This window comes from Pseudomonas sp. B15(2017), from assembly GCF_002113215.1.
Taxonomy (GTDB): domain Bacteria; phylum Pseudomonadota; class Gammaproteobacteria; order Pseudomonadales; family Pseudomonadaceae; genus Aquipseudomonas.
Genome location: NZ_NEJZ01000024.1, coordinates 35,443 through 54,486 on the forward strand (window position 1 = coordinate 35,443; position 19,044 = coordinate 54,486).

At 61.1% G+C, this 19,044-nt stretch carries 17 protein-coding genes; 9 read left to right on the forward strand and 8 right to left on the reverse strand.

Annotated features, from left to right (window positions below; all coding sequences use genetic code 11):
• Positions 1–23: 23 nt before the first annotated feature.
• Positions 24–791, forward strand: coding sequence for an SDR family oxidoreductase (locus tag CAF73_RS27270; RefSeq protein WP_085687598.1), 768 nt, complete (start codon positions 24–26; stop codon positions 789–791).
• A 45-nt stretch (positions 792–836) separates the two neighbouring features.
• Here CAF73_RS27270 and CAF73_RS27275 read toward each other — a convergent pair whose 3' ends face one another.
• The 3 genes from CAF73_RS27275 to CAF73_RS27285 all read right to left on the reverse strand — a co-directional run bounded on the left by CAF73_RS27275 (position 837) and on the right by CAF73_RS27285 (position 3,977).
• Positions 837–1,490 carry a trimeric intracellular cation channel family protein gene (locus tag CAF73_RS27275; RefSeq protein ID WP_256574816.1) on the reverse strand — a complete coding sequence of 218 codons (654 nt, stop codon included), beginning with the start codon at positions 1,488–1,490 and terminating at the stop codon, positions 837–839.
• Positions 1,491–2,057: 567 nt separating this feature from the next.
• The gene (locus CAF73_RS27280) at positions 2,058–2,300 is read right to left on the reverse strand and encodes a DUF1652 domain-containing protein (RefSeq protein WP_085698176.1); all 243 of its coding nucleotides are present in this window, start codon (positions 2,298–2,300) and stop codon (positions 2,058–2,060) included.
• 186 nt (positions 2,301–2,486) lie between these two features.
• On the reverse strand, positions 2,487–3,977 hold the full coding sequence (locus tag CAF73_RS27285) for a helix-turn-helix transcriptional regulator (RefSeq protein ID WP_085698175.1): 1,491 nt from the start codon (positions 3,975–3,977) through the stop codon (positions 2,487–2,489).
• A 348-nt stretch (positions 3,978–4,325) separates the two neighbouring features.
• Between CAF73_RS27285 and CAF73_RS27290 the strand changes: the two genes are divergently transcribed.
• Positions 4,326–4,535, forward strand: a complete 210-nt coding sequence (locus CAF73_RS27290) for a hypothetical protein (RefSeq protein WP_085698163.1) — start codon at positions 4,326–4,328, stop codon at positions 4,533–4,535.
• Between the two features lie 93 nt (positions 4,536–4,628).
• On the opposite strand, the gene CAF73_RS27295 is transcribed toward CAF73_RS27290, so the two are convergent.
• Both CAF73_RS27295 and CAF73_RS27300 read right to left on the reverse strand, forming a co-directional pair.
• The gene (locus CAF73_RS27295) at positions 4,629–5,912 is read right to left on the reverse strand and encodes a Zn-dependent hydrolase (protein WP_085705042.1); all 1,284 of its coding nucleotides are present in this window, start codon (positions 5,910–5,912) and stop codon (positions 4,629–4,631) included.
• 155 nt (positions 5,913–6,067) lie between these two features.
• On the reverse strand, positions 6,068–7,552 hold the full coding sequence (locus CAF73_RS27300) for an NCS1 family nucleobase:cation symporter-1 (RefSeq protein ID WP_085705044.1): 1,485 nt from the start codon (positions 7,550–7,552) through the stop codon (positions 6,068–6,070).
• 621 nt (positions 7,553–8,173) lie between these two features.
• Between CAF73_RS27300 and hydA the strand changes: the two genes are divergently transcribed.
• The 3 genes from hydA (at position 8,174) to preA (ending at position 12,441) form a co-directional block, all read left to right on the forward strand.
• A complete protein-coding gene (gene hydA / locus CAF73_RS27305; RefSeq protein ID WP_085705046.1) occupies positions 8,174–9,613 on the forward strand; it encodes a dihydropyrimidinase in 1,440 nt (479 codons plus the stop codon).
• Between the two features lie 185 nt (positions 9,614–9,798).
• Complete coding sequence (locus CAF73_RS27310; RefSeq protein ID WP_085705048.1) at positions 9,799–11,166, forward strand: NAD(P)-dependent oxidoreductase; 1,368 nt, start codon at positions 9,799–9,801, stop codon at positions 11,164–11,166.
• Positions 11,167–12,441: an NAD-dependent dihydropyrimidine dehydrogenase subunit PreA gene (gene preA, locus CAF73_RS27315; protein WP_085705050.1), complete on the forward strand. Its 1,275-nt coding sequence runs from the start codon at positions 11,167–11,169 to the stop codon at positions 12,439–12,441.
• Between the two features lie 136 nt (positions 12,442–12,577).
• Here preA and CAF73_RS27320 read toward each other — a convergent pair whose 3' ends face one another.
• A complete protein-coding gene (locus CAF73_RS27320; RefSeq protein WP_007952885.1) occupies positions 12,578–13,198 on the reverse strand; it encodes a TetR/AcrR family transcriptional regulator in 621 nt (206 codons plus the stop codon).
• 147 nt (positions 13,199–13,345) lie between these two features.
• Here CAF73_RS27320 and CAF73_RS27325 point away from each other — a divergent pair, with 147 nt between their 5' ends.
• From CAF73_RS27325 to copD, 3 genes are read left to right on the forward strand one after another with little or no spacing between them, the layout of a single operon-like run.
• Positions 13,346–13,780: a GNAT family N-acetyltransferase gene (locus CAF73_RS27325; protein WP_085698156.1), complete on the forward strand. Its 435-nt coding sequence runs from the start codon at positions 13,346–13,348 to the stop codon at positions 13,778–13,780.
• 47 nt (positions 13,781–13,827) lie between these two features.
• On the forward strand, positions 13,828–14,190 hold the full coding sequence (gene copC, locus CAF73_RS27330; RefSeq protein ID WP_085698155.1) for a copper homeostasis periplasmic binding protein CopC: 363 nt from the start codon (positions 13,828–13,830) through the stop codon (positions 14,188–14,190).
• A gap of 3 nt (positions 14,191–14,193) precedes the next feature.
• Positions 14,194–15,051 (forward strand): copper homeostasis membrane protein CopD, encoded by an 858-nt coding sequence (gene copD, locus CAF73_RS27335; RefSeq protein WP_085705052.1) that lies wholly within the window; start codon positions 14,194–14,196, stop codon positions 15,049–15,051.
• Positions 15,052–15,053: 2 nt separating this feature from the next.
• On the opposite strand, the gene CAF73_RS27340 is transcribed toward copD, so the two are convergent.
• Both CAF73_RS27340 and CAF73_RS27345 read right to left on the reverse strand, forming a co-directional pair.
• Entirely contained in the window at positions 15,054–16,196 is a 1,143-nt protein-coding gene (locus CAF73_RS27340) for an HlyD family secretion protein (protein ID WP_085698153.1), read from the reverse strand.
• Positions 16,193–17,848, reverse strand: a complete 1,656-nt coding sequence (locus CAF73_RS27345) for an MFS transporter (RefSeq protein ID WP_085687569.1) — start codon at positions 17,846–17,848, stop codon at positions 16,193–16,195. The genes CAF73_RS27340 and CAF73_RS27345 overlap by 4 nt, the downstream gene beginning before the upstream one ends.
• A 200-nt stretch (positions 17,849–18,048) precedes the next feature.
• Between CAF73_RS27345 and CAF73_RS27350 the strand changes: the two genes are divergently transcribed.
• The gene (locus CAF73_RS27350) at positions 18,049–18,999 is read left to right on the forward strand and encodes a polysaccharide deacetylase family protein (protein WP_085705053.1); all 951 of its coding nucleotides are present in this window, start codon (positions 18,049–18,051) and stop codon (positions 18,997–18,999) included.
• Positions 19,000–19,044 lie beyond the last annotated feature (45 nt).

Sequence of the window (19,044 nt, forward strand, 5' to 3'; positions counted from 1 at the left end):
AAGGCTTACTACAAGGGAATCCCATGTCCAAGACTCAGTTGTTCGACCTCGACGGCAAAATCGCTTTCGTCTCCGGCGCCAGCCGCGGCATCGGTGAAGCCATCGCCAAACTGCTGGCCCAGCAAGGCGCCCACGTCATCGTTTCGAGCCGTAAACTCGAAGGCTGCCAACACGTGGCCGACGCCATCATCGCCGCTGGCGGCAAAGCCACAGCGGTCGCCTGCCATATCGGCGAAATGGAACAGATCAGCCAGGTCTTCGCCGGGATCAAGGAACAGTTCGGCCGTCTGGACATCCTGGTCAACAACGCCGCGACCAACCCGCAATTCTGCAACGTGCTGGACACCGACCTCGGCGCCTTCCAGAAAACCGTCGACGTGAACATCCGTGGCTACTTCTTCATGTCGGTGGAAGCCGGCAAGCTGATGCGCGAAAACGGCGGCGGCAGCATCATCAACGTGGCCTCGATCAACGGCATTTCGCCGGGGATCTTCCAGGGCATCTACTCGGTAACCAAGGCCGCGGTGATCAACATGACCAAAGTCTTCGCCAAGGAATGCGCGCAATTCGGCATCCGCTGCAACGCCCTGCTGCCGGGCCTGACCGACACCAAATTCGCCTCGGCCCTGGTGAAGAACGACGCGATCCTGAAGCAAGCGCTGACGCAGATCCCGCTCAAGCGCGTAGCCGACCCAAGCGAAATGGCCGGCGCCGTGCTTTACCTGGCGAGCGATGCGTCGAGCTACACCACCGGCGTGTCGCTGAATGTGGACGGTGGTTTCCTGTCCTGATCCGCCGCTGACGCAAGCGAAAAGGCAGCCCAAGGGCTGCCTTTTTCATGCTTCCAGAACCTTCGGCAACTGCCAGCCGAAATGCACCGACAACAACCGCAGCAACAAACACGCCGCGCCTGCCAGCAATGCGGCCGCCACAGGCGAAACGCCCAGCCTGCGCCCGACGATCAACACCGCCGCACCGACAAACGCCGAACTGGCATACAAGTCCGCCTGCAACACCAGCGGCACCCGCGCCAGCACGATGTCACGCAGCACCCCGCCACCGACACCGGTAATCGTGCCCATCAACATGGCCACAAACGGCGAAATCCCGAAATTCAACGCCTTCTGTGCCCCGGCCACTGCAAACAGCGCCAACCCCGCCGCATCCAGCACGATCAAGGTCGAACCGGACCAGCCCAGCACCCGCTCATGAAAAACAAACGCCACCCCGCCCATGGCAAACGCCAGCGCGGGATAACGCCAGTCAGCCACAGCCTTGGGCGGCGTAGCGCCGATCAGCAGGTCACGGGTCACCCCGCCGCCCAGTGCAACGATGAACGCAATCACCATCACCCCGAGCAGATCGAGTCGAGCGTGCATCGCCGCAATGGCGCCTTCAACGGCAAACACGGCGGTGCCGACCAGATCGGCCACCAGCACAATCCGCTCGACCCGCGCCTTCGATGGCGCCAGGGCTATTGAGTGACGCAACGGGTCTTGGTGATGTGTCGGGTCACTTGCCCGTCGGCATACGCATCACCGGCAACCTCGGTATTTTCCATGACCTGACAAGTGCGCTCCGGTGGCGGAGGCGGCGCTGCCGGCGGAGGGGGTGGAGGACTGGCACAGCCGCTCAGCAGCACCAGACCGAAAGCCGACAACAGCGAAGAACACACGCGTTTCCCAGGATTTTTCATAGGATGACCCGCGATGAATGGAAGACAAACTCCCGTCGCCGAGCGTGCAAATACCCGGTTATGGAAACCGAACCACTCATTCCTTATAGACCAGTGGGGGGTGAGTGCCAGTGAAATGGGGAGAACAGGTGATATTTACTGTCGATTTTCGGGATGAGTAGCTATCAATTCAATGAGTCGACCGATCGGCCGCCCCCGCTGACAAACCAGTACCCACAGGTGACCGTCAGATTGGGACGCAGAGCCAAAGCGAGGTGCCGAACGTCAGGGCACAGACCTTTTGGTTCCTGTTGGCTGGGCCGGCATTAACGGATATTCACCCAAAAAACCATGAACCTGGTCGGCCCGGAGGCCGCCACGCTCACCCCGGAGAGCGCAAGGAATTACTCTCAAGTTCATACCGCAATTCATCAATCAAGGCCTCCACCGCTTCCGGCGTGCGCAAGGCATCGAGGCTCAATCCGCTGATGACCAGATCAACCTCCCCGGAAACCCGGTGATACAGCTTCACCGTCAGTGAATGATCCCCATCCACCACGCACTCGCAGGCCAACGGCGAAAAACTGCGCTCAAGCTGAGCCCGCAACTGTGCCAGATACATCACCGCGCGTGCTCCGGAAGACGGCGCGCTACGCCCGGTTCAATGACAAGCAATACATTCATGGGGCTGATCCTTGAGTTACGACGAAAGGGACACGATCACGAAAACGCATCGCATGTCGCCAGACTAAGAACAGCCCGCCTCACCAGACACCCTAATTTGCACCTCATTGACTAGTGCATTTGCACCTTATCGTTGCCCCTTGCCGCCGCCCGAGAACAGTCCGCGCTCGCGAGCCCAGACAATCGCCTCACTGCGACTGTGCACGTCGAGTTTGGAATACACCGTCGCCACATGATTGCGCACGGTGTTCGGCGCCAGCTTCAACCGGGCCGCAATCTCCTTGTCCGCCAGCCCTTCACAGATCAGCCCCAGCACGTCTCGCTCGCGAGCCGTCAGGTCGGTAAACGACACACTTGGAAGTTGCGGCGAATTGACCTTCTTCACATTGGCCAGTTTTTCGATCAGCGTACGGCTGAACCACGACGCATCCTTCATCACCTCTTCAATCGCCGCCACCAGTTCAAGCTCGGTACGCTTGCGCTCGGTAATGTCCATCAGCACCAGCAGATAGCACACCGTGTCCTGAATGTTGACGGTGTCAGCGGACACTGCGCACTCCAGCAACTCGGCGTCTTTCCTGCGGATCCGCATGTCGACGCGATCAACCCGGCCGGTCTTCTCCAGCGCCGCCAGCAAGCGCGAGCGCTCCGCCGGTTCATCGATGAAGTTCAGTTGCGCGATGGTGTTGCCCAGCACTTCGTCGCTGTCGTAAGCCAGGGTATCGAGGAAGGCTTGATTGACATCGATCAACCGCTGTTCGTCGGCGCTGCAAATCAAAATCGGCACCGGGGTCAGGCGAAAGGCCTTGGCGAACCGTTCCTCACTCTGACGCAGGGCGACCTCGGCCTTGTGCCGCAGCTCCATGTCGACGAACGAAAACAGCATGCAGTCTTCGTCGTTGAGCACCAGCGGCTGGCCGGCGACGATCACCTGCTTGCTGCCGCCATCCGGCAGACGCAACTCAGCCTGCATCTGCGGAATGGTCGCGACATCACGCAGTCGCTGGATCGCCAGATCCTTGCGCTCGGCCTGTTCGAGAATGTCCAGCTCATAAGTGGAAGCGCCGATCACCTGATCGCGGGTGTAACCGGTCATCTCCAGGAACCCCGGATTGACCTTGATATAACGCAGGTCACTGAGACGGCAGATCACCGCGGGCGCCGGGTTGGCATTGAAGGTTTTTTCGAAACGCTGTTCGGCGTTGGCCCAATCGGTGACGTCGCTCATGATCAGCACCAGCGATTCGATGTCGCCGTCTCGATCGGTCAGCACCATGCTGCGCACGCTGTGCACCCAGGTGCGTTCCTCGTCACTGTTCGGGGTGACTTCGACCAGCACGTCGCTGAAGGTTTCGCCGGCGGCCACTCGGCTGATCGGGTACTGCTCCGGTGTCAGCGTGTGGTTGTTGCGATAACGCAGGTTGAAGCGCTCGGCATATTCCCCGGCATTGTTGCCCAACTCGCCGATGCGACTGACGCCATGCATCGCCAGCGCGGCTTCGTTGGCCCAGAGAATGGTCTGATCGAGTTCCAGCAGAATCACTCCGTCGGACAGACCGGCGATGATCTGCTGCAACTGACGGCGATTGGTTTCGGTGGTCAGGACGTCCCGGCTCATTGGCTCTCCACAAGTGAACGCATGTGAAGATTACGACCGCTGGCCGTTGTGATCGTGCCGGGCAATTTTGCTCCTGATTACCGAGAGTTGTGATCGACCAGCTCGCGCAGCGTATCGAGAAACAGCTTGAGCACCGGCGAGGCATCGTCGGCCCGATACGTTGCATACAACGGCACCGGCTCCCACTGCCCGGTAAGCAACGCCCGGCTGGGCAGCGGCGGTGCGACGATTCGCCTCGTCAGCTCCCACCGGCGGCATTAGCGCCCTGCGATTTTGTCGACTAAAGTCAGTACCTCATCGGATTGAGCCACTGCCAGCGACACCGGGCTCTTGATCAAGGAGAGACTGATGACATCCAACCGCCTCATCGAACAGACCTATCGCACCTGGTCCAGCCCCATCCTGCTGGAGCTGAAAAAGCGCGAACACGAGATGGCGCCGGCCGAACGTCAGGCGCTTGAGAATGTGCTGGTGGAAAGACGATTGCTGGACGTTGGCAATCCGAATGGCAGTAACCGTCGCAGAGGTTCGGCAAACAACAACCAAAGGCCTGGGTAATCGTGTACGGAATCTGTGGGAGCAAAATCGCTCCCACAGGTAAAACCTTGCCTGGCTATTGAATGTTGTGCCGATTCATCCAGCGCCCTGTGTTTACGCCGCCCGTTGTCCTTTTGCCACTGCCGCCGAAGCCGCCAGCATCGCTCGCAACAACACCGCACAACCGGCTGCCAGATCATCCGGCGCGGCGTTTTCGATTTCGTTGTGGCTGATGCCGCCTTCGCACGGCACGAAGATCATCCCGGCCGGACCGAGTTCGGCGAGGAAAATCGCGTCGTGGCCGGCGCCGCTGACGATGTCCATGTGCGACAGGCCCAGCCCCTTGGCTGCGCCGCGCACGGCTTCGACGCAACCTTTTTCGAAATACAGCGGCGGGAAGTCGGCGGTCGGGGTCAGTTCATAGGTCAGGCCGTGTTCTTCGCAGGTGGTTTCGATGACTTGCTTGACCTCGGCGATCATCGAGTCGAGGCGCGCCGGTTCAAGATGCCGGAAGTCGAGGGTCATGCGCACTTCGCCGGGAATCACGTTGCGAGAGCCGGGATAGGCTTGCAGGCAACCGACCGTGCCGCAGGCGTGGGGTTGATGGCCGAGGGCCGCGCGATTGACCGCGCCGACGATGACCGAGGCGCCGACCAGAGCATCCTTGCGCAGGTGCATCGGGGTCGGACCGGCGTGGGCTTCGACGCCGCGCAGTTTCAGGTCGAACCACTTCTGCCCCAGTGCGCCGAGCACTACGCCGATGGTTTTTTGTTCATCCTCAAGGATCGGACCTTGCTCGATGTGCGCCTCGAAATAGGCACCGACCTTGTGTCCGCTGACCTTGCGTGACCCGGCGTAGCCAATGGCGTTCAGCGCTTCGCCGACCGTAACGCCGTCGGCATCGACTTTGGCCAGGGTTTCTTCGAGGGTGAATTTTTCCGCGAACACCCCGGAGCCCATCATGCACGGGGCGAAACGCGAGCCTTCTTCGTTGGTCCAGACCACCACTTCCAGCGGCGCCTCGGTTTCCACGCCAAGGTCGTTGAGGGTGCGCAACACTTCGACCCCCGCCAGCACGCCGAAGCAACCGTCGAACTTGCCGCCGGTGGGCTGGGTGTCGATGTGACTGCCGGTCATCACCGGCGGCAGGTTCGGATTGCGACCGGGCCGACGGGCGAAGATGTTGCCGACTTCATCGATCGTGACGCTGCAACCGGCGTCCTTGCACCACTGCACGAACAGGTCGCGGGCCTGGCGGTCGAGGTCGGTCAGGGCCAGGCGACAGACCCCGCCCTTGACCGTGGCGCCAAGCTTCGCCAGCTCCATGAGCGACGCCCACAGGCGATCGCGGTTGATGTGCTGATGGGTCGATTGCAGAACGTCTACGGCTGCGTTCATGGGGATCTCCTCAGGCAGTTTTCTTATCGATAGTTCCCACGTCGAGGCGTCGAACCGTTTGCGTGGGAATTCATCCATGGACGCTCTGCGTCCGCTTTGGGGACGCGGAGCGTCCCGGGCTGCATTCCCACGCAGAGCGTGGGAACGATCATCTGCTACACCGGTGATTTCACTACCGAAGGCGTCGTACGCATCGCGCACAACCCGTAATAGATCAACCCGCCCAGCGCCGAGCCGGTGAACCAGCCGTAGCTGTAGAACCAGCTGAATGCGCTGCTGCCCAGCGACAGCAGGGTCAGCGCCACCGGCACGCCGAACGCGATGAACCCGGACCAGTTCCACGCCGGGTACACGTCGTCGCGATACAGGCCGGCCAGGTCCAGTTGCTGTTTCTTGATCAGGAAATAGTCGACCACCATGATCCCGGCAATCGGCCCGAGCAGGCTGGAATAGCCCAGCAGCCAGTTCGAATACACGGTTTCCAGGCTGACATCGGAGACGATCCAGCCGAGCTTTTTCAGCAGTTCATGCCCCATCAAGGCCAAGCCGACGAACCCGGTGAGGATCACCGCTTTTGTGCGGTTGATGACCTTGGGCGCGATGTTCTGGAAATCGTTGGTTGGCGAAACGATATTGGCGGCGGTGTTGGTCGACAGCGTGGCGATGATGATCAGCGCCATGGCTACCGCGACCCACACCGGGCTCTGGATATGGCCGATCAGAGTCACCGGATCGGAAACGCTGACGCCCACCAGTTTCACCGATGCCGCAGTCATCACCACGCCCAGCGCGGCGAACAGGAACATGGTCAGCGGCAGGCCGAAAATCTGCCCGAGGATCTGATCCTTCTGGCTGCGGGCATAGCGGCTGAAATCGGGAATATTCAACGACAATGTGGCCCAGAAACCGACCATCGCCGTCAGTCCCGCAGCGAAGTAACTGACCACGCTCGCGCCTTCGGGACGCTTCGGCGCAATCGCCAGCAGTTCAGTCATCGACACATTGGGCATGGCCCACACCAGCAACCCGATACCGACTGCCACCAGCAGCGGCGCCGACAGGGTTTCCAGCCACTTGATCGACTCGGCGCCACGGATCACCACCCAGAGGTTCAGCGTCCAGAAGATCATGAAACCGATCACCTCCCCCGTCCCGCCGAGGGATTTCCAGCCCTCGAACACCGAGCCGAGAAACAGATGAATCGCCAGCCCGCCGAACATGGTCTGGATGCCGAACCAGCCGCAGGCCACCAGCGCGCGGATCAGGCACGGCACGTTGGAGCCGAGGATCCCGAACGACGAGCGCAGCAGCACCGGAAACGGAATGCCGTATTTGGTGCCGGGAAACGCATTCAGCGTCAGCGGGATGAGAACGATGATGTTGGCGAACAGAATCGCCAGCAGCGCCTCGCCGACGGTCAAACCGAAATAGGCGGTGAGCACGCCGCCCAAAGTGTAGGTCGGCACGCAGATCGACATGCCGACCCACAGCGCGGTGATGTGCCATTTGTTCCAGGTTCGTTCGCGCACCCTGGTCGGTGCCATGTCGTGGTTGTAACGGGGACTGTCGAGGACGTCGCTGCCGGCTTCGAGTTCGAACAAGCCGTCGCGCTCGGTCACTTGCGATCTGTTCTGTTGCATGGCCGCTCCACTGTTCTTCTGATTATTTTTTGCTCATCAGGCGGCTGCACACGCGGGTGCGAGCCGGACGATGGCCGGAGGAACTGACAACTTTCATGCACCGGCCATGGTGTCAGCGGCGGCATCAATAAACGTGCCGGGGGAACCGCCTGGCGCCAGGGCCGTGCTTTCTATTTCCTGCAACTTACTGATGTTTAACAGTTTTAATTATTCACCGGGTGAGGCCGCGAAAACTTGACTGAACACTCAGGCCAAATGCCAGGCAAGTTGTCCGAACTGTCAGGACTCAATCTGGTGCACTGCAATATTTTTCTTCAGAACGCATCACCCGCAGCTCAACTTCGAGCGGCTGATTTCACATAGGAAATCTTGCTCATATTTCCAACCTGTCAAGTGCGTCAAAATGGTGAAGCGCCTCACCATTTTGGTGATTTTTCATTTTTATCGTTATTTTTCAGCAAGTTAAAACATACATAAGCTTATAAAAAATAATCTTGATCAATTGCAGAACTGCGACTAGCGTCTATTCCTGACAGCGCTGACAAGATTACGCATTTCACGCTGCAAACAATAAAACATCTAGAACCGGCACAAGTCGGTCATGCCTGCGAGGAACTCGGAATGTCTCTGTTGATCCGTGGCGCCACCGTTGTTACCCATGATGAAAGTTACCGCGCCGATGTCTATTGCGCTGACGGCGTGATCAAAGCCATTGGTGAAAACCTGGATATTCCCGCCGGCGCCGAAGTGCTCGATGGCAGCGGTCAATTCCTGATGCCCGGCGGCATCGATCCGCACACCCACATGCAACTCCCGTTCATGGGCACCGTGGCCAGCGAAGACTTCTACAGCGGCACTGCCGCAGGACTGGCCGGTGGCACCACCTCAATCATCGATTTCGTGATTCCCAATCCGCAGCAATCGCTGCTCGAAGCGTTTCACCAGTGGCGTGGCTGGGCGGAAAAGTCCGCGTCCGACTACGGCTTCCACGTCGCGATCACTTGGTGGAGCGAGCAGGTCCGCGAGGAAATGGCCGAGCTGGTCAGCCATCACGGGATCAACAGCTTCAAGCATTTCATGGCTTACAAGAACGCGATCATGGCCGCCGACGACACGCTGGTGGCGAGCTTCGAGCGCTGCCTGGAACTTGGCGCGGTGCCGACCGTGCATGCGGAAAACGGCGAGCTGGTCTATCACCTGCAACGCAAGTTGATGGCCCAGGGCATCACCGGGCCGGAAGCGCACCCACTGTCACGTCCGTCGCAGGTTGAAGGCGAAGCCGCGAGCCGCGCGATCCGAATTGCTGAAACCATCGGCACGCCGCTGTACCTGGTGCACGTCTCGACCAAAGAAGCCCTCGACGAAATCACCTATGCCCGCAGCAAGGGTCAACCGGTCTACGGTGAGGTGCTGGCCGGGCACCTGCTGCTGGACGACAGCGTCTACCAGCACCCGGACTGGCAGACCGCCGCCGGTTACGTGATGAGCCCGCCGTTCCGTCCGCGCGGGCATCAAGAGGCACTGTGGCATGGGCTGCAGAGCGGCAATCTGCACACCACCGCCACCGACCATTGCTGTTTCTGCGCCGAGCAGAAAGCCGCCGGCCGCGACGATTTCAGCAAGATCCCCAACGGTACCGCCGGCATCGAAGACCGCATGGCGGTGTTGTGGGATGAAGGGGTGAACACCGGGCGGTTGTCGATGCAGGACTTCGTCGCCCTCACCTCCACCCACACCGCCAAGATCTTCAACCTCTACCCGCGCAAAGGCGCGATCCGCGTCGGCGCCGATGCCGACCTGGTGCTGTGGGATCCGCAAGGCACCCGCACCATCTCCGCCAAGACCCACCATCAGCAGGTGGACTTCAACATCTTCGAAGGCAAGACCGTAACAGGCGTGCCGAGCCATACCGTCAGCCAGGGGAAAGTGGTCTGGGCCGATGGCGACCTGCGCGCCGAGCGCGGGGCGGGCCGGTATATCGAGCGTCCGGCGTATCCGGCGGTGTTTGATTTGCTGAGCAAGCGGGCTGAGTTGCATAGGCCTGTGGCCGTCAAGCGCTGATTCCCTGATTGCCGATGATCGTTCCCACGCTCTGCGTGGGAATGCCTCAAGGGACGCTCTGCGTCCAGTGACGCGGAGCGTCACGGGCTGCATTCCCACGCGGAGCGTGGGAACGATCAAACACAACACACAAAACCACTGCCCGACAGAGGCAGAAAACCTCAAATAACCGTGAGGCAAAAACCGTGATCGAGACCCTGAACCATCTTCCGCATCCGCACGAAAGTGCGGCCGCCCTCGCCGGCCATTTCAGCGATCTGGCGCCGCCGCTCAACGACCGTCAGGCGCATCTGGAAGCCTCGCGCTGCCTGTATTGCTACGACGCACCATGCGTGAATGCGTGCCCGAGCGAAATCGACATCCCGTCGTTCATCCGCAATATCCATCAGGACAACGTGCAGGGTGCGGCGCAGAAAATCCTCTCGGCAAACATCCTCGGCGGCAGTTGCGCCCGGGTCTGCCCGACCGAAATCCTCTGCCAGCAAGCCTGCGTGCGCAACAACGCCCACGAATGCGCGCCGGTGCTGATCGGCCTGCTGCAACGCTACGCTGTAGACAACGCGCACTTCACCGAGCACCCGTTCCAGCGCGCCGCCGCCACCGGCAAACGCATCGCCGTGGTCGGTGCCGGCCCGGCGGGTTTGTCCTGCGCGCATCGCAGCGCCATGCACGGGCATGACGTGGTGATTTTCGAAGCCAGGGAGAAGGCCGGCGGCCTCAACGAATACGGGATCGCCAAGTACAAACTGGTCGACGACTACGCGCAGAAGGAGCTGGATTTCCTCCTGCAAATCGGCGGCATCGAAATCCGCCATAGCCAGAAACTCGGTGAAAACCTGACCTTGAGCGAACTGCATCAGCAATTCGACGCGGTGTTCCTCGGTCTCGGCCTCAATGCGAGCAAACAACTCGGCCTGGCCCACGAAGACGCCCCCGGCCTGCTCGCCGCCACCGACTACATCCGCGAGCTGCGTCAGGCCGATGACCTGTCGCAACTGCCGCTGGCCGAACACTGCATTGTCCTCGGCGCCGGCAACACCGCCATCGACATGGCCGTGCAAATGGCCCGTCTCGGTGCGCGCGACGTCAATCTGGTCTATCGCCGTGGCGCGGCGGACATGGGCGCCACCGGCCATGAGCAGGACATCGCCAAGGCCAATCAGGTGCGGTTGCTGACCTGGGCGCAACCGGACGAAGTGCTGCTCAATGCTCAAGGCAAGGTGCGCGGCATGCGCTTCGCCCGCACGCATCTGGTGGAAGGTCGCCTGCAAACCACCGGCGAGACTTTCGAACTGGCCGCCGATGCCATCTTCAAAGCCATCGGTCAGGCCTTCGACGGCAGCGCCCTCGCCGACCCGCTGGCCCGCGAACTCAAGCGTCAGGGCGAACGCATCCAGGTCGATGAAAACCTGCGCACCAGCATTCCCGGCGTGTATGCCGGCGGCGACTGCATCAGCCTCGATCAGGACCTGGCCGTGCAAGCGGTGCAACACGGCAAACGCGCTGCCGAGGCGATCAACGCTCAACTGATGCTCAACGTGGAGGCTGCGTAAATGGCCGATCTTTCGATTGTCTTCGCCGGAATCAAAGCCCCCAACCCGTTCTGGTTGGCCTCCGCGCCGCCGACCGACAAGGCCTACAACGTGGTGCGCGCCTTCGAGGCGGGCTGGGGCGGCGTGGTCTGGAAAACCCTGGGTGAGGACCCGGCGGCGGTCAACGTGTCCTCGCGCTACTCGGCGCATTACGGCAACAACCGCGAAGTGCTGGGCATCAACAACATCGAACTGATCACCGACCGCTCGCTGGAGATCAACCTGCGGGAAATCACTCAGGTGAAAAAGGACTGGCCGGATCGCGCGCTGATCGTGTCGCTGATGGTGCCCTGCGTCGAAGAGTCGTGGAAACACATCCTGCCACTGGTGGAAGCCACCGGCGCCGACGGCATCGAGCTGAACTTCGGTTGCCCCCACGGCATGCCCGAACGCGGGATGGGCGCGGCGGTCGGTCAGGTGCCGGAGTACGTCGAGCAAGTCACGCGCTGGTGCAAGACCTATTGCTCGCTGCCGGTGATCGTCAAACTGACGCCAAACATCACCGACATCCGCGTCGCCGCCCGCGCTGCGCACCGGGGCGGCGCCGATGCGGTGTCGTTGATCAACACCATCAACTCGATCACCAGCGTCGACCTCGAACACATGGTCGCCCTGCCCACCGTCGGCAGCAAAAGTACTCACGGTGGTTATTGCGGCTCGGCAGTCAAGCCGATCGCGCTGAACATGGTCGCGGAAATCGCCCGTGATCCGCAGACCCAGGGCCTGCCGATCTGCGGCATCGGCGGCATTGGCAGCTGGCGTGATGCAGCGGAGTTCATCGCCCTGGGCAGCGGCGCGGTGCAGGTGTGCACGGCGGCGATGCTGCATGGTTTCCGAATTGTCGATGAACTGAAGGATGGCTTGTCGCGGTGGATGGACAGTCAGGGTTACGCCAGCATCGCCGAGTTCTCCGGGCGTGCGGTGGGCAACACGACTGATTGGAAGTACCTGGACATCAACTATCAGGTCATCGCGAAGATCGACCAGGAGGCGTGCATCGGTTGCGGGCGTTGCCACATTGCCTGCGAGGACACGTCACATCAGGCGATCAGCAGTCTGAAACAGGCCGATGGCACGCATAAATATGAAGTCATCGATGATGAGTGTGTGGGGTGCAATCTGTGCCAGATCACCTGCCCGGTGGCGAACTGCATCGAGATGGTGCCGATGGAGACGGGCAAACCGTTTCTGGACTGGAATCATGATCCGAGGAACCCGTATCACGTCAGCCCTTGAATGATCGTTCCCACGCTGGAAGATCGTTCCCACGCTCCGCGTGGGAATGCAGCCCGGGACGCTCTGCGTCCCACTGGAACGCGGAGCGTCCCTTGAGGCATTCCCACGCAGAGCGTGGGAACGATCAGCACATGGCTCAAGGCTCTAATCCAATCCCCCGCAAAATCACACTCGTCACCGTCTGTACCGCCCGCTCGAACTGCATATCCGACAACGGCTGATGCTCATTCAGGATATTCACCTGATGATCAAAGTCGGCATAGTGCTGGGTCGACGCCCAGATCATGTACAGCAGGCTCGACGGCTCGACCGGCAGAATCCGCTTGTCCTCGACCCACTGCCGGATCTTCGCCTCTTTCATCTTTGCCCAGTCATACAGGCTCACATCCAGCGCCTCGCCAAGGGTCGGGGCGCCGTGAATGATTTCGTTGGCCCAGACTTTCGAGCCGTAGGGCCGGCTGCGCGAGTGGTTCATCTTGGCGCGGATGTAGCTGCTGAGCACCACGCGCGGATCGTCGAACATCTCGAAGCACAGCGCGTCCTGCTTCCACACCTCCAGCAGGTCGAACAGCACGGCGCTGTACAACTCGCTCTTGGTTGAAAAGTAGTAATGCAGGTTGGATCGCGGCAGCTGCACTTCAGCAGCGATGTCCGCCATGGCGGTGCCACCGAAACCTTTTTCGGCGAAGACTTTTTCCGCCGCCAGCAGAATCTTGTCGACGTTGGTGCGGCGGATTTCGATCTTGTGATTGCCCATGAGGGCTCCCTGAAGACAACGTTGTTGAAGACTAGCATCCGCTCTGGGCAAGGGGCGACAGCCGAGAACGATTCTTCACACACTTGGGCTTTTTTCTGGTTTAGGATCGCCCTCCTTCTTCCCGTCAGACACTGAAGGATCCTGCCCATGACCATTCGAAAGCGCATCGCTGCGGATGATCCGCAACTCGCCGCGCTATGGGAGCGCTCGGTCCGCGCCACCCACGATTTCCTCCCGGAAGACGACATCCACCGGCTGTTCCCGCTGGTGCGTGACACCTACCTGCCAGCCCTGGACGTGCAGGTTTTCGAGAACCCCGACCACTCCCCGGCAGGCTTCATCGCCACCGACGACGACACCGTGCAGATGCTGTTCATCGACCCGGCTCAGCGTGGTCAGGGGATCGGCCGGCGCTTGCTCGACCATGTCCGCCGCCCGCTGCTGAAGGTCGATGTCAACGAACAGAACCCGCAGGCCCACGGCTTCTACCAGCACTACGGATTCGAAGACATCGGCCGCTCGGCACTCGACGGCGAAGGCCGGCCGTTTCCGGTCATTCACATGCGCCTGAAAGCCTTGTGATCCAGGTTCTATACTCAGCCCGCCATTTCACTGAAGGGAATCTTTCCATGTCGATGAAAAACCTGTTCACCGCTGGCGCGCTGCTGGCTTCGCTGATTGTCACTTCTCAGGCTTTCGCCCACGCCCATCTGAAAAGTCAGACCCCGGCCGCCGACAGCACCGTCGCGGCACCGGCGGATCTGCGTCTGGTGTTTTCCGAAGGCGTCGAAGCCAGCTTCACCAAAGTCACCGTGACCCACGACGGCAAGCCGGTGGCGGTCAAACCGCTGACCACCGAAGGCGACAAGAAAACCCTGATCGTCACCCCCGAAGCACCGCTGACCGCGGGCGAATACAAGGTCGAATGGCACGCGGTGTCGGTCGACACGCACAAGAGCGAAGGCGCCTATCAGTTCAAGGTTGGCCAGTAATTCATGAGTGAAGCGCTGGTGCTGTGCCGGTTCCTGCATTTCATCGTGGTGTTGATGCTGTTCGGGGCCTGGCTGTTCAGGCCGCTTCTGCTCAAGGGTGAAGCACCGGCACTGGACCGGCATCTGGCGCGGATGGCTCGTTGGCTGGTGGCGATCGCGCTGGTTAGCGGCGTTGTCTGGGCATTGCTGATTACCGCCAGCATGGCCGGTTCGGCGGCTGCGGCGTTTGATCCGGCCACTGTCGAGCTGGTCCTCGGTCATACATTTTTCGGCCAGGTCTGGCGCTGGCATCTGTTGGTCAATGCCTTGCTGCTGGCAGTGCTGTTTACGCCGTGGCGTTCGAACCGGCCGTTGCCGCTGGGCCTGAGTGCGCTGCTGCTGATGACGCTGGCACCCGTCGGACACGGGGCGATGCTCGACGGTTTCAGCGGCCAGATGTTGATCCTCAATCAAGTGATTCACCTGACCTGCGTCGGTGCCTGGCTCGGCGGGCTGTTGATGCTGGTGATGATCCTGCGCCAGTCCGGCGAAACGGTGCGCTACGTCTTGCAGCGCTTCAGCGGGGTCGGCTACGTGTTGGTTGCCGGTCTGCTGATCACCGGTTTGATCAATGTGCGCGTCCTCACCGGCCAGTGGTGGCCGACGCCGCTGTTCTCGGGATTTGCCCTGATCCTGCTGATCAAAGCCTTGCTGGTGCTCGGGATGTTGGGGCTGGCGCTGTTCAACCGCTTGCGCATCCTTGACTGCGAACAGCGGATCGACACCCTCAAGCGCAGCGTCATGCTCGAATGGCTGCTGGGGATCGGCGCCGTGGCGGCGGTTTCGGTGCTTGGCACCCTGCCGCCGATGATCGCCGCCTGAGGTCAATGTTTCTGGGTGTCGCCCGCCGCCGTGTCAATGCTGACCACCACCGACATCCCCGGCCGCAAGCGTTCGCTCTCCTGCTGATCCGGATCGATGGTGATGCGCACCGGCACCCGCTGGGCGATTTTCACGAAGTTGCCGGTGGCGTTATCGGCCTGCAACAACGCGAATTCGGAACCGGTGCCCGGCGAGATGTGCTGCACGTGGCCGGTGAATTTGCGGTGGTTCAGCGCATCGACGGTGAAGCTCACCGGTTGCCCGACCCGCACGTTATCCATCTGGGTTTCCTTCATGTTGGCGATCACCCATTTTTGATCCGGCACCAGCGCCATCAACTGCGCCCCGGAGTTGACGTAAGCGCCCAGACGCACGCCAATCTGCCCGAGCTGACCGTCACGCGGAGCGATGATCCGCGTGTTGGACAAGTCGATCCGCGCCAGTTGCACCGCCGCTTCGGCACTGGCCACCGCCGCTTCCAGAGAGCCGCGATTGACGATCACCGTTTGCAGATCCTGCCGGGCGATTTCCAGATTGGCCTTGGCCTGCGCCAGCGCCGCAATGCTCTGCGCGTTGGCGGCCAGCGCCACGTCCATCTCGCGCCTGGACACGGAGCCGTCATTGACCAACGCCTTGTTGCGCCGCAGATCCGCCTCGCTTTTACGCAACTGCGCTTCGCTATCGGCCACCACCGCCTGCCGCAGCTTGATCGTGGCTTCGGCGCTGTTGCGCTGCTGCACCACGTTGGCCAGCGAGGCCTTTTGCACCGCCAGCTGCGCCAGCGACTGATCCAGACGCTGCTGATAGATCCGGTCATCGAGGCGCACCAGCAAATCGCCCGCCTTCACAAACTGGAAGTCCTGCACCGGCACCTCGAACACGTAACCACTGAGCTGCGGCCCGATGATCGTCACCTGCCCGCGCACCAGGGCGTTTTCGGTGGTCTCGACCGCGCTGCTGAACGGCGGCAACTGCCAGGCATACAGCACGATCAACACACCGACGATGGCAATCGCGGCGAAGCCCAGCGACGAGATGATCCGCACCCGCAACGAGCGCGGCTCGGTGTTCGGTGATGACGGTGGCGCCACGCCTTCAGGGGTGGCGGCGATGGCATTGGTGGTCGTGGTAGTCGGTTCGGTCATGAAGAAGTGGCACCGCTGGAAGGTACGGAAGGTGTCGGGGCGACGGTTCTGGTGGTGCTGATCAGCCACAGCGCACGGATGGAAATCCAGATCATGGTCAGGATCGCGATCACCGCGATCAGCATGAACACATCGTTATAGGCCAGCACGTTGGCTTCGCGGGTGGCCGCGTTGGCCAGGCTGCGAATGCCTTGCAGGTTGCGCAGGCTTGGGTCGGCAATCACGGAACCGACCGCCGAACCGCCGCTCTGAACCCGGGCGGCGACGCGCGGGTCGGACATCACCAGTTGCTCGACGATGTGGCTGGAATGAAATTTCTCGCGCACGATCTGGAACGTCCCCAGCAACGCTGCGCCGATCAGGCCACCGAGGTTGTTGCAGATCCCGAACAACACCGAAAAACTCACAAGGTTGCGCGGATTGGTCAGCACGTTGCGCGTACCCAGCACCATGGTCGGGCCGAGGAAGAACGTACTGCCGAACGCCAGCAGGAACTGGCTGAAATACAGGTTGCCGGGGCGGGTCAGGTTGTTCGATGAGCTGTCCATGATCGAGCCGGTGGCCATCAACGCCAGCGAGACGATCAGCGGCATCAGCAGGTGTTTCGGGTCGATGGTCAGCGCACTGGTCAGCAGCCCGGCGACGCTGCCGATCAGCATCACCACGTACAGGCTATGAAGCTGCTGGCTGCTCATGTTCAGGTTTTGCATGAAGCCCACGGCGCCGGTGGACTGCTCCGAGATAACCATGCGAATCAGGATCACCGCCAGCGCCAGGCGGATCATCACCCCACTGCCGAGCCAGCGGGTCATCAACATCGGGTTGCTGCGGTTATGTTCGATCGCCAGCCCCGCGAGAATCAGGACAATTGAAGCGGCCAGGGCGATGCCGATCCAGTCGGCTTCCAGCCACCAGTCGATCCTGCCCAGGGACAACACGGCACACAGCAGCGCCACGCCACTGGCAAGGATCGCGAAGGTGAGGAAATCGAGAGGCTCGAAGGTCTTGAACCGGTCACCCGGCGGCAGCTTGAGCATCAACACGCAACCCAGCGACAGCAGCGCCATGCCCAATTCGAACAGGTACAGACCACGCCATTCGGCGATCTGCAACAGATCCTCGGAAAACAGTCGTGCCAGCGGCAAAGCCAGTTGCGAAGTGCCAAGCCCCAGCACCAGCGCCTTCATCCGCCATTTGGCCGGGAACGCCTGCACCATGTAATACAGGCCCAGCGAACTGAGCGCCGCACCGACCATGCCGTGGGCCGCACGCACAGCGACCGCCGAATTCAGGTCATTGACGAACAGATGGCCGAAGGTCACCAGCGCGTACAGCACCAGAAACACCTCGGTGAACGCCCGCAAACCGAACTGCTGGCGAAACTTCACCAGCAGCAGGTTCATCGATACGTTGGTCATCACATACGCCGCCGGCAGCCAGGCCATCTCCGCTGTGGTCGCCCCGAGCGCGCCTTGCAGATAAGGCAGGTTGGCGACCACCAGCGAATTGCCCAACCCGCCGGTCAATGCCACCAGCAACCCGACCAGCGCATAGGCCAGGCGCTTGGGGTTGGAGTGCAGCGGCGTCGAAGGGGAACCGGGCAGACTGGGCTTCTCGTGCGGCTGCCAGTTGCGCGGGGCGTATTGATCCATTGAAAGGCCTTGTCTGGTAGTCGCTTAAGTGTGCCGCAAATCCTGGCCAAACACCTATCCACTGTGGGAGCTCGCTGCCACAAAGGGATTTTGGGTGGATTCGTAAATTCTGTTTAAAAGACATCTCGCCCGCAGCCGATTTTTCCCAAGCGTAGCGGATGCCAACCTTGCAGCACTTCTCAACCTGCAAGGTGCCCGATATGACCACTCCCCGCTCGCAACGCTCCCCCCGTCTGCTGAAAAACCTGCTGGCCGCCGCGCTGTTACTGCCCGCCCTCGCCTTCGCTCAGGAACGCCCATGGCCGGATGGCTCGCAACTGGTGATTTCGGTGTCGATGCAATTCGAAACCGGCGGCCAGCCCGAAGGCGCTGAAAGTCCGTTCTCCGGTACACCACTGCCGAAAGGCTACCCGGATCTGCCGGCCCAGACCTGGTTCGATTACGGCTACAAGGAAGGTCTGTGGCGCATGCTCGATCTGTGGGATCGCACCGGTATCAAAGTCACTTCCCACGTGGTCGGCGAAGCGGCGCTCAAGCACCCGGAACTGGCCAAGGCGATCGCCGAGCGCGGTCATGAGCTGGCGGCCCACGGCATGCGCTGGGCCGATTCGTACAACATGAATTACGCCCAGGAAAAACAATTCATCGGCGACGGTGTCGCGGCGGTGGAAAAAATCACCGGCCAGCGCTCGGTCGGCTACAACGCCAACTGGCTACGGCGCAGCCCCAATACGCTGAAGGTGTTGCAGGACCTGAACTTCACCTATCACATCGACGATGTCAGCCGTGACGAGCCGTTCGTGACGATGGTACGCGGGCGCAAATTCGCCGTAGTGCCGTACACCCTGCGCAACAACGACATCGTGCTGGTCGAAGGTCGGCACTTCTCCGCCGAGCAGTTCTACCAGCAACTGGTGCTGGAATTCGATCGCCTCTACGCCGAAGGCGCGAGCAAGCGGCGGATGATGTCGGTGAGTCTGCACGACCGGATTGGCGGCACGCCGGCGATGGTTGAGGCCATGGAGCGTTTTATCCGGTACGCCCAATCGCATCCGAAGGTGAGTTTCATGCGCAAGGATCAGATCGCGCAAATCGTGCTGACCGAAAAAAACCCACTGATCGATAACACTGAAGCGCTCTACAACCAGTAAAAACGGTCGAAAGCAGCCCTCCTCACAGCGTTTGGAGGGCTGCCC